General features: G+C 37.1%; 25 protein-coding genes. 18 read left to right on the top strand and 7 right to left on the bottom strand.

Features of this window, described 5'->3' with window-relative positions; translation table 11 throughout:
- Positions 1-32 precede the first annotated feature (32 nt).
- The 6 genes from IW16_RS14430 (at position 33) to IW16_RS14405 (ending at position 3,710) form a co-directional block, all read left to right on the top strand.
- On the top strand, positions 33-812 hold the full coding sequence (locus IW16_RS14430) for a hypothetical protein (RefSeq protein ID WP_034745549.1): 780 nt from the start codon (positions 33-35) through the stop codon (positions 810-812).
- 10 nt (positions 813-822) lie between these two features.
- Positions 823-1,215 (top strand): VOC family protein, encoded by a 393-nt coding sequence (locus tag IW16_RS14425; protein ID WP_034745546.1) that lies wholly within the window; start codon positions 823-825, stop codon positions 1,213-1,215.
- Between the two features lie 23 nt (positions 1,216-1,238).
- Positions 1,239-1,772 carry a GNAT family N-acetyltransferase gene (locus tag IW16_RS14420; RefSeq protein WP_034745543.1) on the top strand — a complete coding sequence of 178 codons (534 nt, stop codon included), beginning with the start codon at positions 1,239-1,241 and terminating at the stop codon, positions 1,770-1,772.
- 99 nt (positions 1,773-1,871) lie between these two features.
- Positions 1,872-2,456, top strand: coding sequence for a TetR/AcrR family transcriptional regulator (locus tag IW16_RS14415; RefSeq protein ID WP_051890299.1), 585 nt, complete (start codon positions 1,872-1,874; stop codon positions 2,454-2,456).
- Positions 2,457-2,525: 69 nt separating this feature from the next.
- Complete coding sequence (locus IW16_RS14410) at positions 2,526-3,260, top strand: SDR family oxidoreductase (protein ID WP_034745537.1); 735 nt, start codon at positions 2,526-2,528, stop codon at positions 3,258-3,260.
- Positions 3,261-3,473: 213 nt separating this feature from the next.
- Positions 3,474-3,710, top strand: coding sequence for a bacteriocin-like protein (locus tag IW16_RS14405; protein ID WP_073175187.1), 237 nt, complete (start codon positions 3,474-3,476; stop codon positions 3,708-3,710).
- Positions 3,711-3,781: 71 nt separating this feature from the next.
- Here the strand turns inward: IW16_RS14405 and IW16_RS14400 are convergent, their stop codons facing one another.
- A complete protein-coding gene (locus tag IW16_RS14400; protein ID WP_034745531.1) occupies positions 3,782-4,795 on the bottom strand; it encodes a DUF2268 domain-containing putative Zn-dependent protease in 1,014 nt (337 codons plus the stop codon).
- Between the two features lie 149 nt (positions 4,796-4,944).
- Positions 4,945-6,279 (bottom strand): gliding motility protein GldB-related protein, encoded by a 1,335-nt coding sequence (locus IW16_RS14395; protein WP_034745528.1) that lies wholly within the window; start codon positions 6,277-6,279, stop codon positions 4,945-4,947.
- Positions 6,280-6,535: 256 nt separating this feature from the next.
- Between IW16_RS14395 and IW16_RS14390 the strand changes: the two genes are divergently transcribed.
- The 12 genes from IW16_RS14390 (at position 6,536) to IW16_RS14335 (ending at position 13,595) form a co-directional block, all read left to right on the top strand.
- Positions 6,536-7,132: a hypothetical protein gene (locus IW16_RS14390; RefSeq protein WP_034745524.1), complete on the top strand. Its 597-nt coding sequence runs from the start codon at positions 6,536-6,538 to the stop codon at positions 7,130-7,132.
- Position 7,133: 1 nt separating this feature from the next.
- Positions 7,134-7,382 carry a hypothetical protein gene (locus IW16_RS14385; RefSeq protein WP_034745521.1) on the top strand — a complete coding sequence of 83 codons (249 nt, stop codon included), beginning with the start codon at positions 7,134-7,136 and terminating at the stop codon, positions 7,380-7,382.
- A 248-nt stretch (positions 7,383-7,630) separates the two neighbouring features.
- Entirely contained in the window at positions 7,631-7,993 is a 363-nt protein-coding gene (locus tag IW16_RS14380) for a hypothetical protein (RefSeq protein ID WP_034745519.1), read from the top strand.
- A 23-nt stretch (positions 7,994-8,016) separates the two neighbouring features.
- Positions 8,017-8,514 (top strand): hypothetical protein, encoded by a 498-nt coding sequence (locus tag IW16_RS14375; RefSeq protein ID WP_034745515.1) that lies wholly within the window; start codon positions 8,017-8,019, stop codon positions 8,512-8,514.
- A gap of 49 nt (positions 8,515-8,563) precedes the next feature.
- Complete coding sequence (locus tag IW16_RS14370; RefSeq protein WP_131327901.1) at positions 8,564-9,067, top strand: hypothetical protein; 504 nt, start codon at positions 8,564-8,566, stop codon at positions 9,065-9,067.
- 30 nt (positions 9,068-9,097) lie between these two features.
- Positions 9,098-9,463, top strand: a complete 366-nt coding sequence (locus tag IW16_RS14365) for a putative periplasmic lipoprotein (RefSeq protein ID WP_034745509.1) — start codon at positions 9,098-9,100, stop codon at positions 9,461-9,463.
- 7 nt (positions 9,464-9,470) lie between these two features.
- A complete protein-coding gene (locus tag IW16_RS14360; protein ID WP_131327900.1) occupies positions 9,471-9,974 on the top strand; it encodes a hypothetical protein in 504 nt (167 codons plus the stop codon).
- Between the two features lie 146 nt (positions 9,975-10,120).
- Positions 10,121-11,044, top strand: coding sequence for an alpha/beta fold hydrolase (locus IW16_RS14355; RefSeq protein ID WP_165571983.1), 924 nt, complete (start codon positions 10,121-10,123; stop codon positions 11,042-11,044).
- A 38-nt stretch (positions 11,045-11,082) separates the two neighbouring features.
- Positions 11,083-11,634, top strand: coding sequence for a hypothetical protein (locus tag IW16_RS25735; RefSeq protein ID WP_051890294.1), 552 nt, complete (start codon positions 11,083-11,085; stop codon positions 11,632-11,634).
- Between the two features lie 115 nt (positions 11,635-11,749).
- Complete coding sequence (locus IW16_RS14345; protein WP_034745503.1) at positions 11,750-12,322, top strand: Crp/Fnr family transcriptional regulator; 573 nt, start codon at positions 11,750-11,752, stop codon at positions 12,320-12,322.
- A gap of 69 nt (positions 12,323-12,391) precedes the next feature.
- Entirely contained in the window at positions 12,392-12,808 is a 417-nt protein-coding gene (locus IW16_RS14340; RefSeq protein WP_034745500.1) for a VOC family protein, read from the top strand.
- 397 nt (positions 12,809-13,205) lie between these two features.
- Complete coding sequence (locus IW16_RS14335; protein WP_034745498.1) at positions 13,206-13,595, top strand: VOC family protein; 390 nt, start codon at positions 13,206-13,208, stop codon at positions 13,593-13,595.
- Positions 13,596-13,726: 131 nt separating this feature from the next.
- Here the strand turns inward: IW16_RS14335 and IW16_RS14330 are convergent, their stop codons facing one another.
- From IW16_RS14330 to IW16_RS14310, 5 genes are all read right to left on the bottom strand, one after another.
- Entirely contained in the window at positions 13,727-14,152 is a 426-nt protein-coding gene (locus tag IW16_RS14330; RefSeq protein WP_034745497.1) for a hypothetical protein, read from the bottom strand.
- Positions 14,153-14,319: 167 nt separating this feature from the next.
- Entirely contained in the window at positions 14,320-14,505 is a 186-nt protein-coding gene (locus IW16_RS27220) for a hypothetical protein (RefSeq protein WP_083536248.1), read from the bottom strand.
- A 157-nt stretch (positions 14,506-14,662) separates the two neighbouring features.
- Positions 14,663-14,944 carry a helix-turn-helix domain-containing protein gene (locus tag IW16_RS14325; protein WP_051890291.1) on the bottom strand — a complete coding sequence of 94 codons (282 nt, stop codon included), beginning with the start codon at positions 14,942-14,944 and terminating at the stop codon, positions 14,663-14,665.
- A gap of 691 nt (positions 14,945-15,635) precedes the next feature.
- A complete protein-coding gene (locus IW16_RS14315; RefSeq protein ID WP_131327899.1) occupies positions 15,636-16,397 on the bottom strand; it encodes a hypothetical protein in 762 nt (253 codons plus the stop codon).
- Positions 16,398-16,468: 71 nt separating this feature from the next.
- The gene (locus tag IW16_RS14310; RefSeq protein WP_051890287.1) at positions 16,469-16,771 is read right to left on the bottom strand and encodes a hypothetical protein; all 303 of its coding nucleotides are present in this window, start codon (positions 16,769-16,771) and stop codon (positions 16,469-16,471) included.
- Positions 16,772-17,534 lie beyond the last annotated feature (763 nt).

The raw sequence follows: 17,534 nt of genomic DNA, 5'->3' as shown, positions 1-17,534 counted from the left end.
CTTTCTAAATTATTGATCTAATTATTACCCTCATGATTTTAGGAGTATACTGGTATTTCAAATTTCCGGAAATTTTATACAGATTCAGCTATTTTAAGTTTCAAAAAGGACTTGGAGGACATGCCGACTATCCGGCTGAACTGGAAGCCAGAATTTCAGTCAGCAATTCTGAAAATCTCATCAAAAGCATTGAGGAATTACATTTTCACTTCAAACACGCCTATGTAGACATTAAGATTAATGAAAATAACCTGATGATTTCTACAGGAGATTATACACTTTTTGACCACCACTTTCAGCTGGTTTCAGAAATAGAGAAACTGCTGGTTCTTAACAGTGCAGTATCATTCAACGGCCCTTTCGAAATAAAATCCAGCAGGACTCTTATTTCAGAAAGAAAAAATTTTGAAAATATCGAACACCGCTTTATCCAGGTCACCGGTTCGGATTTCAAAAAAGACAATGCTGAAAATCTTTCAGTAAGGATCGACTGTAATCTCCCTATGCTTCATAAAAAACCATTGATCAATGATCTTATCAAGATATGTCATGAAGAAAATATCCGGGTGTTCTATTATTATGAACATCAATTTAAAGAATCTTGTAATCTTATGCTTTTTTTCTCCAACGGAAGGCAGATGAACAATGCTGTTCAAAATGTGGATATCAATTCTTTTGGGAGTAAAGTCCGCTCTCTGGCTCAGCAGTATCCGCTGCAATTCGGGCATTTTGGAGGCATGGAATATTATCCAAAGAATGGACCTTATACAGAGCTTATGACAGATGAAGAATATATTTTAGATAAAAAATAAAACCTCAGTTATGATCAAATTCAAATACGTTATTTTATATGTTGAAGATGTGGAAAAGTCGATGAACTTTTACCAGGACACCTTCGATACCCCTATTAAATTCATTACCCCTGAAAAAGATTACGGGGAACTCCTTACCGGAGAGACCAGTCTTTCTTTTGCCTCGGTAAGTCTTGCCAGTTCAAACATAAAGGAAGGATTTTTATCATCTAAATCAGAAGCAAAACCGTTCGGGATTGAGTTGGGATTTACAACTGATGATGTTGAAAGACTGGTAGCGAAAGCTATTGAAAACGGAGCTGTTCTGTATGAAGACATTACAGTAAAGCCCTGGGGACAAAAGGTAGCCTATATCAAAGACACCGATAATTATCTGGTTGAGATCTGTACAGAAATTCAATAAAATCAATCATACAATATGTTCCTATGGAAATAAAAACATTAGAAAAACTGACTGAAAACCCAACCCTCAATTGGGGATTAAACGGCTATACTACGGAGAAGATTCTCTCGGTCTCTTTTGTTGAATATGCCGGTTCTTTTGAATTTGTATTAAAGGAAAAATCTCTGAGCTACACCAAAATCTGGGAAACCAGTTCCGATGACATCGATGATCTTAATGCAATCATTGAAAAAGGGCATTCTTTCGGGGCTTTTGAGAATGGAGAACTTATGGGCTGGATCATCGGTGAGCACAGGACCTGGAATAACAGTTTCTATATCGAGAATATTCTGATCAGCGAAAAAGTAAGAAGGCAGGGCGCCGGGGCACAGCTGATCAAAAAAGCAGTCCGCGAAGCAAGAAATACAGACTCCCGGATTATAGAACTTGAAACACAGAATACCAACTATCCTGCGATACAGTTTTACAGAAGAATGGGGTTCAGTATTACCGGACTGAATACAAGACTCTACGAAAATCCTGAAGAAACCGCTGTTTTTATGACCCTTGACTTATAAATAGCATTTATTATCGACAGAAACTATAAAACATATTGAATATTTAATTTTGTACCGAACGGTACAATTGTATACCTTTGTCCCGGAAAATCAATCCCGATGGCAGGAAGACCTAAAATATTTGACGAACAGGAAGCCGTAGCAAAAGCTACTGAAGTTTTCAGGGACAAAGGTTATGACACCGCTTCTGCGGATGAACTGCTTTGTGCAATGGGTATCGGTAAAGGTAGCTTTTACCTTGCCTTTAAGGGAGGAAAACAGGAACTGTACATCCGCTCTATCAGTCAGTTTTCTGACCGTTTTTATCAAAAGCTCTCAGACCGCCTTGAAGCATCTGAGGATAAAATTCAATTTCTTAAACAATTTTTCATGGGTCTGGCGCACAGTTCCGACTGTGATAAAGAAAGGGGCTGCTATTTAGGCAATGCTCTTGTCCAGCTTTCCGAAAAAGATGATGAAATAAAAAAGATCACTGCTCTGCTGCTGAAAAAACTCCAGTCTCTATTTGCGGAGACGATAAGAAATGCTCAGCAAAGCGGAGAAATCCACAGCACGGAAAATCCGGAAATAATCGGCTGGCACCTCAGCAATCTGTGGAACGGAATGCATGTCACACGAAGAATGGAAAGCTCACCTGAAATTCTTACAGGCATTCTTGAAATCAACCTTAAAATACTGGACTAAAATTTTTTAATCAATTTTGTACTAACTGGTACAATATAAAACATATATTAATTTAATACCAAAAATGTCATGAACATTACCAACAACACCATTCTTATCACCGGAGGAGGCTCAGGAATCGGATTAGAAATTGCGAAAGCACTTCATGTATCCAACAAAATTATTATTGCAGGAAGAAACAAAGACAAACTAGATGCAGCAGCAGCGGGGCTTGACAATGTCTTTACCATTCAGGCAGATATTACTAATGAAAATGATGTGAATCAGTTGATTGAAGAAATTAAAGTAAATTTTGGAGGGCTGAACATTCTGATCAACAATGCGGGACATGCCTATGCCTATACCCTATCAGACACATCGGACACGTACCGCAAGGCTACTGCAGAATTTGAAACCAATTATTTTGCTCCTATCCGCCTGACCGAAAAACTCCTTCCCGTCCTGAAACAGCAGGATAATGCAGCGGTGGTCAACGTTTCTTCCATTGTAGCATTTGCTCCGGGGTCACATGTACCCACCTATTCTGATTCTAAAGCTGCTCTTCACTCGTATACTCAGCTGCTAAGACATGAGCTGGCTAAAGACACCGCCATAAAGGTATTTGAGCTAATGCCTCCCCTTGTCAATACAGATTTTTCAGCAGAAATCGGAGGAGAACATGGTATTCCGGCCTCAGAGGTAGCCGACAGTTTTGTACAGGGGCTTCTTGATGACACGTATGAAATCCGTGTTGGAAATACTGACCTTATGTACAGCAACTTCTTTGCAGGTTCTGAAGGTGCATTCAGTATGATGAACAAATAGCTGGTTCCATATATCCGGCCCCTGCTGCGGAAAAAGAAAATTCTTTTTCCGCAGTTTTTATGAACAGACCCTGCTTATAAAAGTTTCACTGCCGTAATTTATTAATCATTTCAATATTAAAACTTTAAATTTTGAACAATATTACTTAAATCACATCTGCGTGTATTAAAATTTTCATATATTAGTATTCAACAAATTAAAATATGAACTGCTATGAAAAATTTAAAGAAATTAACTAGAAAGCAGCTGGGATTTATTAGCGGTGGAGATGTTGCCTACGCTCTATGCGATATGGACGGCAACTGCCCGCCTACGTTCGGATCCTATTACTGCAGCGGAGGAACGTGCTACAGATCTACCGGAGGAGGAGGAAATCCAGGAGGAGGCTGTAACGAACCACAACGTATTTGTCAGGAGTGGGAAACCGGATGCGGATGCGTTTATTTTTAAAAGAAATATTGTTAGATAAATTGTTAGGGCGGTCTTTTTACCGCTCTTTTTATTTTTATATATGCCGGCAACTATAATGAAGAAATATAAGCTTCATAACCGCTCTTCTCCAGTACTTCTTTAGCGGTGAGTTTATATATGTCTTTCCAGGAATCAGGTCCGTGCTTTTCAACATATTTTTCAACGATCCTGAAACCAAGCCAGTAATTCAGCGTTTTTGGCGCAGTGGGGAAAAGTTTTATCTGATCATTTCTCAGCAGTGGATTACTTCCTGATGCATCAGAGAAATAAGGCTTTACGCCGGCAAAGATTTTCTTTTCATTGTTAAGGTACCATTCCCATTGCTCCTTTGACATATTTTCAACCGCTGTGTATTTCTGTATTTTCCCCTCGAAGAAAACCCAGGTGAAATAGCACGCAAAGCCTTCATCAATGGTTTGGCTCAGTGCTGCGTTTTTATCGGCATCTTTATTTCTGAAATTTTCATATACCAGATGATTAAGCTCATGAGGCAATCCTTTTTCCAGGGTGTATTCAGGATCGGTGTTCTCATGATTCAGCTCCAGTGCAAACTGATCGCTGCTGCATCCTCCAAAACCAATTCCCGTAAGCGGTGTAAAAACAATACTGATGACGGCTTTGGGATGATAAGGAACCAAACGGCTAAATTTCTTCAGATTGCAGGACAGGGTGCGGTTCAGATTGACTTTTAAAAGCTTCTTTACTTTTTCATCAAACTGAACTTTATTTTGAGGGTATAGGGTCTGATTCCACTTCTGCATGCCTGCTTCTGTGTTAAAGAGTGCAGCATTTTTTTCGCCAAAGATCATGGCATAACAGCTGTCCCATAATTTCTGATGAGGCAGATACACTTTCTCTGTGATTAATTCTGCATTGAAGAAGCCTTTTTTGTGAGCCAGGATCTGATATTTAAACAGATTTTTCACCACAATATCATCAACCTTAATACTGTCTGCCACTTTCTCCACCTGCCTCTCAAACGAATCCTCCGGTCCGGGACTCTTATTCATTGAAGAAAAACAGAGTCCTGCGATTCCTGAAATTAATAATATGGTTCTTTTCATTTGTATTTAAAGGTTATAGATGTTTTCTTTGATCTCTTTAAGTGAATTAATTTTTTAATCGAATATATTTTTTATACAGACAGAACTTCTGTGAACAGAAGGGCAAAAATGTTTTGCTATCATCATAATATCTCTAAAAAGCAATTGTACTATTTTGTTCTGAATTTAAGATCATATCCACTCCTGTCCAGAAAAATAAGTGGATTATCGGCCTCTATCATTTCTCTCACAGCAGCTTTCTTATCGACAGCATTTTCATAGTAAGATTCTGCCATCTGATATCCCATCCTGTAGCCAAGGTCTCCGGGACGGTCTTTACTGGATGCTGCATTGTACAACCAACGGCTCATGTCTTTGGAACACAGGTTGGCTTTCAGTTCTTCCCATAATTTTTTTTCATTTTCTCTTACATAGACGGAAGTTCTGCCGGTGCTTTCATTTTTCTTCATGATGATTTTTTCCGAAATAAATGAAGCCGTTCCTTCCCGGATAATGTTATCAAGAAGAGGACATTCACAAGCCTTCGGACTATTTTTCCGCTGTTGTGTATGCACATATTCATGCATTGCAGTTTCTCTGATATAATCCGGAACCTCTAATTTTTTCCGTGACACGATTTCCTGTCTCAGGTTTTCATTTGTGATTTCAGAGACATCACAATCCTGACTTCCTGCGAGCATCTCAATACCAATCAGCAGATAATTTCCGGATATCGTCCCTCCTGTAGACATCGGTCCGACCGCAAAACATATTTTGGCGCTTCGGGCATTGGAATAGCTATCTTTAAAATCATGGATCAGCCCGGACAGGTCATTCATCTCCAAAGGAAGCATTGTGCTGCTTCTCACACTCTGGTAAAACTTTTTATATTTTTTTATTCTTTCTACAAAAAGCTCAGCGGAGAAATACCGTATTTTCTGAAATTCTTTAAGCCCATCGGTTCCACGGTCCAGGTACACATTCTGAATGGTATTGATACTGTCCTGTAAGGTCTTGCTGTATTTCAGTTGATCATAAGCTTCCCAAAAATGAGAAATATCCAACGTGGTAATGGCTTTTGCGTTTTCCACTTTAAGATATTCAGCTGTCTTTTTTCTTTTTTCAAGATCTTTTTTACTTATTTTTTTAATGCCCATCTGCACTGTACCCTCTTCTTTCTTTCCATTTTCAACACTGCGGATCAGCAGTCTGTAGGTATCATCTTTCCCCGGTGAAAATTCAATCCTGTCGTATCCGTTGCTGCCGTCGGCAAGATCGGTATAAGCCACACGGTTTCCGGTGGAATCAAAAAGAATAGCTTCTACATCAATCTTATTTTGATGAACTGTTACTATATAGGTCTCCCCTTTTTTCAGCTCAACCGCGTAGTTCAGTTCTGAAGTTCCATCAAAAGAAATCTGAGGCATCGGTTTTCCTATGCTCACCATTTGTGCCTGAGAAAACAGGCCAAGCAGTAAAAAGAAGAGTATAAGTTTTTGTTTCATAGTATAGTCATGTAATTATTAGACTACTATGTGCTCCATTTTGTTACATATGAAAATTGCCGAAAGATCTTTATTCATTGATATTTATTAAAATTACATTCCCTTTTATTTGCTTTTGGAATTTCATTGCCTACGCAAAAAACCAGGATTAAAAGTCCCTCAGAATGATATTCAAAAGTTTTTTTACTTCTTCTTTTTAATTTCAATAAACCTTAACAAACTTGAGGTATTACGATAAAAATAATATATTAGTGCAATGAAATATTTAGAAAAAATTCAAGCATTACTTCCATTAGGGTATATCTATTTAATCATACTTGGACTTTTAAAGGAAACTATTCTTTTTTATCCATTGGGAGTAAATATTTTAAAGTATTCTTCTATTACCGATATTCTCATCAGTCCTATTTCGGATATGATCTCCAATCCTATTCTTATCCTTATTGTGCTGTCGGTGGCCCTTCTTTTCTTTTTATTTCAGACTTTACTGATCAGGTACAGCCACAAAAACTGGGTTCAGAAGTTATTGAAGAATTACAGGATGAATCCGGAACTGGACAAGCGGGAGCTGAGAAAGGCACTGATCCCGCCGTTTGTAATGCTGGCCGGTTTTGAACTCCTTGCCCTTTTTGTAGGACTGGGAATTGGGCAGGGGCAGAAAATTAAAAAGAGGATGGACAGCCAGACTTTAAAACAGAACTATATTCTGACCACCGGTTCGGGAGAAGGCACTCCCATTTATCTGATTGACATCAACAGTATTTACTATTTTTATGTCAAAAAAGATGAGAAACAGGTCAAAATAGCTCCTATCGGAAGCATCAATACCCTTGAAGTCATCAACAAAAAATAATATGAGAAACAAACTGATCACCGAATATACTGACGAAGAACTGCTGAGTAATGAAAAAAAACTGAAGATCCTGACGGTCATGCTTGGTGCATCCATGGTCCTGTTATTTTTCGCCACTTTCATTCTGATGATCAAGAAAGGTTTCACACCGTTGATGATCATCCCCATCTGTCTTCTTCCGTTGCTGATTATCAATATTATCAACTGGAATGGATTGAAAAAAGAGAAGTTAAGAAGGAAACTTAAGTAATACAAAAACAACAATACCTCATATTTATTAAAATATCACCACTACAAACCTCACTATATTGTGAGGTTTTCATATTTTTTCACCTTCTATTTATTTATAATTTACAACACATAAATCATTAGATATCAGCAATTTTAATCATAATTAAATTATTGATTAAAAAAATTCATTAAAACATTTATTTCACTCATAAATGAATATTGAGATATTTTTAATATTTTTACAAAAACCAAAACCTAAATAAAACTATGAAGAAATCTTTTCTTGCAGCTGCCTTATGCTGTATGGCACTGAGTTCCTGCACCAACGAAAACATGCAGCTGACTTCTCTGGAAAACCAGAAATCCGAAGCCACAGAAAATTTCAAAAAAGCACTGGTAAGCCTTAACAGTCCGGAAAACCTTTCTACTGAGGAAGAAAAACGCGCACCGGACTATCCTGAAATGAACGAAAGAAAACTCAACCTGCTTTACCCCGCTGCCAAAGGAATAATCCAGGCGACCGGAGTACAAGAGGCTGAACTTCTGAAAGCAACCGACGGTGATAAAAAAGCGGCCGTACAATGGGCTCTTGAAATCCTGCGCGACAATAACACCACCACTTCTCTTTAACCAAAAACTTAATTTATAACCCTATGAAAAGAATCACATTATTCCTTCTGCTTCTGACTGCAGTATTGATCAATGCTCAGACCAACCCGATTCAGATTATTAACTTTTCGACTCAAGACATTAAATTCACCCTTTTATCGAATAATCCGAACACCGCAGCACAGGATTGTCTTTCCCGAGTATTCAGTGAAGACCCTGTATTGCTGCCTTCAGGAAGCTCTGTGACTTATACCCAGCACAATACTTCACATTTGGCAACACCTCCTATTAATAAATGGCGTGTGTACGATATCGCAGGCCCCGATGTTACGTATGATTTAACGACAGGTGCTCAGGTTCCTACAGCGACTACCAATATTTCTGTATGGGGACTCATCAGGATATTCACTCAGGCCGGAGAGGAGTTTGATCTGGGCAGGTCATGTACAGATCCCGTAGGAAATTATGCCCTGCCATCAGGAGGATCCATCAATGCTACATGGTCTACCCTGAACGGGAATGTACTGATTGTGATCACATAAACAATGAGCATTCTTCAATTTAAAAAAATTTAATCCAATCCAGATTCCTATGAAAAAAACCATACTATTGATTTTGTTAATGGCAGCTTCTTTTGTGTTTTCACAGACGAATACCATTCAGATCATTAATTTTTCTCAGTTTAACATTAAGTTTACCCTGATCTCAAACAATAGCAGTGTTTACGGGATGGACTGCGTCCCTGTTATTTTCAATGAAGACCCGGTAACGCTTTTATCCGGAAATTCTGTTACCTACAGCCAGCACAACCTTTCCCAGAACGTCATCCCTGCCATCACAAAGTGGCGCGTTTACAGCGCTAACGGAAATGATACGACTTATGACCTCCTTACGGGAGCCAGTGTACCTTTAGCTGACTACTCACTGACGTCATGGGCTACGATCGAAATGTTTACGCCTGCCGGAGAGCAGGTGAGATTGGGCAGATTCTGTTCTCCCAATGCTACGAGCGGATATTATACCCTTCCTTCCGGATATACCATCAACGCAAGCTGGTCTACCCTTAACGGAAACGTTCTTGTCGTGATTACTTAATATCAAACAAAATCTATATAATCCATTTTTATGAAAAAAACATTAATAGCTGCAGCCTTCGTTATGATACTGGCTTCATGCAGCAATGAGAACACAGCAGTACTGACCCAGGAAAATCAGAAAACGGAAGCTGTCAACAACTTCAAAAAGGCTTTGATCAGTTTTAACAAACCCGACAACCAAACCACTGAGGCCGAAAAGCAAGCCAAAGGATATCCTGAAATGAGTGAGAGAAAGCTGGACATTCTTTATCCGGCTGCCAAAGGTCTGATAAAATCTACAGGGGTAAAGGAAGAAGAAATGCAGAGAGCAACAAACGGTGACAAAAAAGCAACTTTAAAATGGGCACTGGAAATCCTGAATGACCATAATAATCTTGAATTATCATCAAACTAAAACAGACATGAAACGAATTGCACTTTTAGTTTTAATGGTAATGGCTTCCATCGCCTATTCGCAGACAAATACTATTCAGATCATTAATTATACGCCTAATCCTGTACAGTTTAAACTGAAAGGCACCGGCAATTTTGTGGTGATAGACTGCCAGCCAATCATCGAATCTGTCAATTATGCCACGATCAATTCCGGACAGTCTGTGATCTTCAATCAGTATAACAACAGCATGACAACATCGTCTCCTATTCCTTTATGGAAGGTGATTTCATCAGCGGTGGGCGGGGATGACTATACCGCCAATATTCCGGCAGGGATTACGATTCCTGCATTCGTCAGCAATCTGAGCAAATGGTCTAATATTGAGATTGTGAGTCCTACAGGGGATCATTATCAGCTGTACAAAGACTGTGAAGGTACCGGAGGCGTTTTCAGTACACCGGCTGGTGCTACCATTACTGCACAGTGGAACCAACTGGCAGGAAATGCTCTTGTTTTAATTACGCCATAAATAAAATACTTTCATTTATTATTATTGAGAAGGGGTCCGCTATATGCGGATCTTTTCTATTTAATCCTTTTCCAGCTATAAAAAGACAGAGAAAAAATCGTTGGTATCCGACGTAATAAATGATCCTTCTAAACTGTTATTACTATATGAAAATCATCTGTTTACTTCTATTTTTCTTTGCATCTGTGACGGTCATTTCAGGGCAGAACAACGGTTCTGAAAGCTTTTTTGAAACCTCAGACCACGTAAAGATCAGTTATAAAATTTCCGGAAAAGGAGAAGCCTGCATCTATGTGCCGGGTGGTCCCGGACAGGGATATCCTTCATTTGAACTTTTGGGTGGCAGCAGCCTTGAAAAAAATATGCAGATGATCTATATGGATCAAAGAGGGTCAGGCAGCTCGGGGACATCGGAGAATTATCATCTGGATGCAATGGTTCAGGATATTGAGGAACTGCGGCAACACCTGAAACTGGATAAGGTTTTTCTGCTGGCTCATTCTTTCGGAGGAATTATTGCCACTAACTATGCGAAAAAATATCCGCAGTATACGAAAGGACTGATCCTGGCTAATATCACCCTTCATTTCCTCAATAATGAATCCCTCAAGGAACAGATCGAATATGGAAACAGCCTCCTCCATCAGCCTAATAAAGCAATCCCTGAGGACAGTCTCTCCACCGAATTGTCAAAGATCAGCAGTGCATTAAGAAAAAAGCGGATCGGATATAAATTTCTTACCGACAATATTGAAACGATTAAACAGACAGACCGTATAGATTCTCTTCATCCAAGAATCATCGATTTTGGAATGGCCGTTATTTCAAAACCTAAGGAGTTTCCGGAATATTACGCAGATCATGCCCCGATCACCAAAGACATTCATGTTCCGGTACTCATTATCACCGGAAAAAAAGATAAAGCGGTAGGAACGCAGCATTACAAAACATTTCAGTTTCCCAATCAAAAGGTCAGGTCTATCGACGGAAGCCATCTTTTATATTATGAAAAAAACAAAGAGTTTGTGACCGCAATCCGCAATTTCGTCAATAAACACCGGTCTTTTTAAGACCTTTTAGTAAATTTGTGCTCACTTTTAATAATGTAATGAGTACGAAAAAAAATATTCTGGAAAAGATGTCAAGCCAGGAGCTTGAACAATATGTGAAACCGGAAAGCAGGTTTGTTCCGGAATCCATCCAGTATGCCTATGAAATACTTCAGTCAAGGGGAAGAACATTCAGCGCTGAGGAGCACGCCCGAATAAAGTCTGCCACATCCACTATACAAAAACAGAAGGAGGTACACCTACATCCCAATCATACCAAAGCCGCCAATATCATGTATCTCACAGGTGTGCTGGGCATAGCAAGCATGATCTGGACTTATGACTCTTTACAGCCTGTTATCCTCTCTTTAGGTATTGCTGTTGCTATCTTCGCTTTTATTTTCGGAATGGGATATCTGGCCGGAAAAGGAAAAGAATGGGTAAAATATGTTCTGCTGATTACTTTTCTGCTGGGGTTAATGGGATTTCAGTCCATCTATACTAATTTATTATCAGATCCTGTACTGGGTGTAGTGAATGTTCTACAGACCATTCTCCAGATATGGGCTCTTATTTTGCTGTTTAGAGTTCCAAAACAGGAGCCATCGTAACCAAAAAATATACATTATAGCAAAATCCTTTTACGTGTATCTTTCATGATGAGTTTTTCACAGATGCAGAAAATGAAAGAGATCAGTTAATGATATTAATTCGAAATTTGAACCTTTGGAAAATCTTTTTAAATACTTACAGTCACTCACTGAATTTTCTGAGAAAAGCTGGGAACTTCTTCAACCTGCCTTATCTGAAAAACAGTATAAGAAAAATGAATTTCTCCTGAAAGAAGGAGCAGTCTGCACTACCCTTTTCTACATCGACCAGGGGTATTGTAAAAGCTATTATGACAAAAACGGAGAGGTCAAAAACACGGGATTTTTCTTCGAAAATGAAATTGCCACCAACATCAGCAGCTTTGGAACCGGTACAGCATCCGAATTTAATATGGTTGCCTGTGAACCATTGCAGGTGATTGTGTTTGATAAAAAGAAATTATTTGAAGCCGCCCAACAATCTGCTGAAATTGAAGCATTGGGAAGAAACTGCATTCGGGTGTTTGCGACCAAACAGGAAGAATTCGCCAATCTCTTTAAGCTCTATTCTGCACAGGAACGCCTGGAATATCTGGAAAATAAATATCCCGAAATCATTCAGAGAGTTGCGCTTTCGCAGCTGGCCTCTTTTTTGGGAGTAGCCCGAGAAACGTTAAGCCGGATCCGGAAAAGAAGGCTCTCCAAATAATTTTGTGACGATCGTCACAGTTGGTATCGTATTGGTTTTCTCAATTTTACACCATAAAAATATTGAGTTATGCAAACCCTAAAAAAAATCGACGCCAATACCAACGTTATCACGTGGTTTGAAATCCCTGTTAACGATACGGCAAGAGCAAAGACATTCTATGAAACTATTTTAGACATTGAAATGGTAACCCGCCAGATCCCTGAATCGGATGAAGAACTCACCTTTTTCCCTTACGATCCGAGTGTGATACAGGCTACTTCCGGAAGAATCACGGGAGTTTTAAGCCGATCCACACACAACGGGCCTTCCGATAAAGGAGCTTTAATCTACATCAATGCCTATCCTGAGATTCAGAAGGTTCTTGATAAGGTCGTTCCGTCCGGAGGAAAAATCCTCACACCAGCCACAAGAATGAATGCAGGCTTAATTGCCGTCATCCTCGATACAGAAGGAAACAGAATCGGACTTCACGCAGAGAAATAAAATACTGTTTTTCTGGGTCGGATCCTGTAAAAGACTCGGCGCGGCCTTTGGCCGCGCCGAGTCTTTTACAGTTATTTCTAATACCCATTGTACCACGGTAAAATATGGTACAGGCTCTTGGATTCTCTGTAACAAAGGAGGTTTTATGCGATATTTTTCTAACTTTAATGTTTATCTTTAACCCTTAAAAATTGATTAACGTCATAGATTTTGTACCGTGTCCTGCAATTTCAGGGCTGTCCTGATCAACTGTCATTTTTCAATTGAGCGCTTGTGCAGAACTGAACATCCACACTTGAATTTTCGCTTCTTCGCTAAGGTAAAAACCATTAGCCGAAAGGCTATAGCAAAAGGATCCAGTGCGCGTATTTTTAATAAAAACTACAAAAAATAAATTATGAAACAGCAAATTGCCCATATTGCCCTTGTGGTAGATGACTATGATGAAGCCATTGCATTTTATACTGAAAAACTTAATTTTGTCCTTCTGGAAGATACTCCTCAAAGTGAAACAAAAAGATGGGTACTAGTGGCACCTCCCGGTTCGGCCGGATGCAGTTTATTGCTTGCAAAAGCAGATAGTGAAGAGCAAAGAAGCAGCATAGGAAATCAAGCTGGAGGTCGGGTTTTTCTGTTTTTAAAAACGGATAACTTTTTAACCATGCTTCAGAAAGGAGTACAATTCACAAGAGAACCGAAGACAGAAGAGTATGGTACCGTTGCTGTTTTTAAAGACCTTTACGGAAACCTTTGGGACCTGATAGAATATTCAAAAAGTTCAGAATAAGAGAATATGTTTTGAGTCTGGAGACCGTTTTTAATAATTTTACTGCATCAAACATATTGGGTGCAGTAAAATATAGATGAGGTGTATTTCCCCGATTAGAAATTTTTCAAAAAAGATTATGACAACTTTCATTAATCAACGAGGATATTCCTCCATCCATTTCTACAACTATCCTTCCAAGCTTCAGGAAAGCTTTTATCCTCTAATATACTTTTAGGAATTGAAACATATCTCAGTTTTTTAGGTTTTCCAACATGGCTTGAAATATAGAAAAAAGGAGAATTTCTGTATTTCATTATATTTTCATTAATATCTACACTATCAATTCTCTCACCTAAAAAGATTAAAGTATCTGGTTTATTGCGTCTTGCTACTTTAACATGAGTCATCAACCCATCTCTCACAGCTACTTTCTTCTTTATTATCCCTTCTACCTCAACTCTGATATCGGCGATAATAAGTTTGTCATTATTTTTTGGTGAATAAGTAAATAAAAATAATATAACTCCTGCTCCTGCCAGTATTAAAAAAAGGTACACTAAATTTTTGTTTTTCATTGAGAACATGTTGTGTTTTATTTTATGATCTAACAGCGATATCTTTTCTTCTATGCTATCATGAGCCTAATGATCACTGCCCATTCTTAGCATTACAAATTTAAAGCTATTTCTACTGTTTTCTGGCCGGGATCCGATCATTCTGTCATAAAAAAAACCAACTCTCGTTAGGATTTTCTTTTATTTTGGTTTTTAAATTCTTTTTGCAAAGCATCAATTTCACTCTCAATATTCTTTAATTCAATATCACTTAGCTTCGTCCATAAAAGCAACATATCAATTTCCAAAAAATTGCAAAGCTTCACTATATTTTCTATCGTCGGATTGGTTTCAGCCCTCTCAATTCTATCAATGGATTGCTTGAGAGATTAAGCTCATTTCCAAGCTGCAGTTGTGAAAGTTCTCTTTTCAGCCTATGTAATTGAATAATCTTTCCAATTTGAAATTTTAATTCTTCTACCTCCCATTTATACATCTGGTAAATTTTGAGATTTAAAAAATGAATTCTCTTTAGGACTTATTTGATAATTTGATGTATTTTTTCATATCAAAATCAAAAAGTTCCTGTATTGTAACATTCAATTCTTTGCTTATTACGAGTAGAGTGTCATACCGCGGGTTGGTATTCCCTCTTTCTAATTCTCCGATTGTTTTTTTTGCATGCCCGGTTCTTAAACCCAATTCTTCTTGTGAAATAGGCTTATTCGTCTCGGGATTTATTATCTTCTTTCTTAATTCAGAAATTCTGTAACCAAGCGCTTTCTTACAGTTATTAAGTTCGAATTCATTCATTAACTGTAAAATTCTAAGTTTGGAGCTAAATTTTAGGATACTTATATGTATCCTTTTTGGTTTTTTTCTTATATTTGTAAAATAAGCTATAATAAATGTAGCTTTGCGATACTTCAAAGAAATATAGAAGCTATTGCTTAGAATCTCGATCTGAAAACTGGTAATTTTTAACGTACGAGAAGATAAGCAGGAAGCTCACGACCTAGGCGTGGGTTCTCCTTATCTGTGCGTAAGGTATACCAGTACCTCAGATCGGATATTGTAGAATCCCATGCCGTTTTATTTTCATGCCGTTCTGCCTTTCTACAATGATCCTTTTCTAAGCCTTCTTTTAAAGCATCAAGTATCTTGACATGTTACAATGGGGTGTACAATCCATTGCGGCCTTAGGGCTTTCAGAAAAACACAAATTCTATTAATATTCATTTTTTGGTTTGTAGGGGCAGGAAGTCCACGCATTGGCAAGGCTTCCTCTTTTACAGCCATAAGCAGCCCACCATTCAGCGTACATGTGTATGCCGGATGATTCATGATGTCCTGTTAATCCACAAAACTAAAGAATGAAGAGTGAATAGAAATTTTGTAGATGCATAGGATTAAAAAGCAAGGATAATATTCTCTGGATTAATGTATTTTTCTTACTCGGGTATGAGCCTGGTACTTACTCCAGAATTCTACATTTTCTGCTTTATTAATATGGTAATACTCCATGACAAACAATAGGTGTTTTATGATATTCTTTCAATAATCTTTCAATGAAATGTTTTTCATAATTGGGAGTTACCCCAATTCCTAAATACAGGGAATTGTTCCTTATTAAAATCATTGCCTTAGGATTTTGCGGATTATTTCTATTATGAAAATGAAATCCATAATCCCTGTTTGGACCAGACAGAATAAACGAAAGCATTTCAAAATAATCGCCTGTTTCAAACTCTACTTTTCCAAAATATTCAGGATATATAAAATATTCGTCTTTAGTTTTAAATCCTATCAGCCAATTTTTCATGAAATCAAATACCGTTTCTTTTTCGACTGTATTGATGTGGATATATAAATCTGTCAACACCAATTCATCAATGGCAGAAAAGTTTTTGATAACGTATAATGTACGATCACTTAGCTTAGTCAGAATAAGTTCCATTATTTTAATATAGTGGTTTATAGACTCATAAGATAGGCCAACTGTAGAAACAACTAAATTTTTATTTGTTTTCAGTAGATGGTAAGTAAATACAAGAAAATTTTCTATGCCTTCGCAAGAATCCAAATGATCATCTTCAAACCCAATGATATTCTGAATTTCAGTTTTTAATTTCTTTTTACCTCTAAGTTTATCATAACTACCAAAAATTTTAACCGCATCTTTAATTGGAAAATTCACTGCAGTAATGTATTTGTTGTTCAGTAGTCTTTGATAATCTTCGTCTACATATTTTACTATTAAATTCATATTCGGGTATTTATCAACTGTCTGGATAAGCTTCTCTGTAGAACTGTAATTTAGTACTCTTAATTCTATAATTATATTAAACAATTGGATTGTGCAATTAGTCGTAAGATATGAGATATTTTATTAAAATCATATCCTATAACTTCTCTTTCTTTTCTTAAGATTTTTTGAAGAAATTCCCAATCCTCTACAAGGCTTCCCATTGTTAAATCCACTGGCTCTTTGTAGATATCATATAATTTTTCATCTGGAATACTCCAATATAAATCTTTATCAAGTAAAAATTTATTGTTATCAGAAGCTTCCAGTTTATCAACTAAAAGAAAAAGAATTTTTTTTAAATCTTCTTTTTGAATTTCTATGCTATTTTCCATTGATTATATCATTTATTTTTTACTAAAAATCTTATCTCATGTTTCCTATACTTGATTAGTCATTGTAATATGGACGCCAAGCGGCTGCGAGAAACTTACTCTTACTATCCCAATTTTAATGCTTTATCCCATCGGGTTTTCAATGCCCAACCAATAGCATATTTCAGTAATTAACATGATTAAAATAAAATATAAAAAATAAAAAGAAATTAACAGTAAAGGAATACCAGACATAATCTTATTCTTTAAATTACTTTCTTTAATACTTCTCTTTAGATTATAAATAAGCAGTAGCGTAAAGACAAATAAACCTGGTATGAAGTATAAGAAAATCAAACCACCTTTTATCTGTTTATGCTTATAAGAGTCTATTTGATAGATAAATAAAACACTGATAATAAACAACAAAAATATTATTAATATTTTTGTGGGAGTTAAAAAATTAAATATTCTTTTCATAGCTAATTACTGATAAATATACTTATTGTTTTGAAAATAAATATATAGCTGAATTATAGTTCTATTGAAGACTTTCCCTTTATCTTTACTAATGTAAATAGTATAGTATATAAATAAAGCTGCGAAAAATATAATTTCTAAAAAAATTATAACGACTTTACGGAACAAATTCTACTAATAAGTCTTTGATTTCCACAGAATAAATTATTTTAGGGCGTTTATTAAGTATATGCAACAGCATATAAATAGTATCTATTTTTCCTGATAGTTTTCTATCTTTGTACCGTTCGGGATAAAAACCCGA

This window comes from Chryseobacterium vrystaatense, from assembly GCF_000737765.1.
GTDB classification, from domain to species: Bacteria; Bacteroidota; Bacteroidia; order Flavobacteriales; family Weeksellaceae; genus Chryseobacterium; species Chryseobacterium vrystaatense.
Note: the sequence above shows the minus strand (reverse complement) of the source record. Positions and strands in the feature narration are given on the sequence as shown.

Excerpts from the sequence above, each read along its gene's own strand:
- IW16_RS14430 (WP_034745549.1), top strand. The coding sequence starts at position 33 with ATGATTTTAGGAGTATACTGGTATTTCAAATTTCCGGAAATTTTATAC.
- IW16_RS14425 (WP_034745546.1), top strand. The coding sequence starts at position 823 with ATGATCAAATTCAAATACGTTATTTTATATGTTGAAGATGTGGAAAAG.
- IW16_RS14420 (WP_034745543.1), top strand. The coding sequence starts at position 1,239 with ATGGAAATAAAAACATTAGAAAAACTGACTGAAAACCCAACCCTCAAT.
- IW16_RS14415 (WP_051890299.1), top strand. The coding sequence starts at position 1,872 with ATGGCAGGAAGACCTAAAATATTTGACGAACAGGAAGCCGTAGCAAAA.
- IW16_RS14410 (WP_034745537.1), top strand. The coding sequence starts at position 2,526 with ATGAACATTACCAACAACACCATTCTTATCACCGGAGGAGGCTCAGGA.
- IW16_RS14405 (WP_073175187.1), top strand. The coding sequence starts at position 3,474 with ATGAAAAATTTAAAGAAATTAACTAGAAAGCAGCTGGGATTTATTAGC.
- IW16_RS14400 (WP_034745531.1), bottom strand. The coding sequence starts at position 4,795 with ATGAAAAGAACCATATTATTAATTTCAGGAATCGCAGGACTCTGTTTT.
- IW16_RS14395 (WP_034745528.1), bottom strand. The coding sequence starts at position 6,279 with ATGAAACAAAAACTTATACTCTTCTTTTTACTGCTTGGCCTGTTTTCT.
- IW16_RS14390 (WP_034745524.1), top strand. The coding sequence starts at position 6,536 with ATGAAATATTTAGAAAAAATTCAAGCATTACTTCCATTAGGGTATATC.
- IW16_RS14385 (WP_034745521.1), top strand. The coding sequence starts at position 7,134 with ATGAGAAACAAACTGATCACCGAATATACTGACGAAGAACTGCTGAGT.
- IW16_RS14380 (WP_034745519.1), top strand. The coding sequence starts at position 7,631 with ATGAAGAAATCTTTTCTTGCAGCTGCCTTATGCTGTATGGCACTGAGT.
- IW16_RS14375 (WP_034745515.1), top strand. The coding sequence starts at position 8,017 with ATGAAAAGAATCACATTATTCCTTCTGCTTCTGACTGCAGTATTGATC.
- IW16_RS14370 (WP_131327901.1), top strand. The coding sequence starts at position 8,564 with ATGAAAAAAACCATACTATTGATTTTGTTAATGGCAGCTTCTTTTGTG.
- IW16_RS14365 (WP_034745509.1), top strand. The coding sequence starts at position 9,098 with ATGAAAAAAACATTAATAGCTGCAGCCTTCGTTATGATACTGGCTTCA.
- IW16_RS14360 (WP_131327900.1), top strand. The coding sequence starts at position 9,471 with ATGAAACGAATTGCACTTTTAGTTTTAATGGTAATGGCTTCCATCGCC.
- IW16_RS14355 (WP_165571983.1), top strand. The coding sequence starts at position 10,121 with ATGAAAATCATCTGTTTACTTCTATTTTTCTTTGCATCTGTGACGGTC.
- IW16_RS25735 (WP_051890294.1), top strand. The coding sequence starts at position 11,083 with ATGAGTACGAAAAAAAATATTCTGGAAAAGATGTCAAGCCAGGAGCTT.
- IW16_RS14340 (WP_034745500.1), top strand. The coding sequence starts at position 12,392 with ATGCAAACCCTAAAAAAAATCGACGCCAATACCAACGTTATCACGTGG.
- IW16_RS14335 (WP_034745498.1), top strand. The coding sequence starts at position 13,206 with ATGAAACAGCAAATTGCCCATATTGCCCTTGTGGTAGATGACTATGAT.
- IW16_RS14330 (WP_034745497.1), bottom strand. The coding sequence starts at position 14,152 with ATGAAAAACAAAAATTTAGTGTACCTTTTTTTAATACTGGCAGGAGCA.
- IW16_RS14325 (WP_051890291.1), bottom strand. The coding sequence starts at position 14,944 with ATGAATGAATTCGAACTTAATAACTGTAAGAAAGCGCTTGGTTACAGA.
- IW16_RS14315 (WP_131327899.1), bottom strand. The coding sequence starts at position 16,397 with ATGAATTTAATAGTAAAATATGTAGACGAAGATTATCAAAGACTACTG.
- IW16_RS14310 (WP_051890287.1), bottom strand. The coding sequence starts at position 16,771 with ATGGAAAATAGCATAGAAATTCAAAAAGAAGATTTAAAAAAAATTCTT.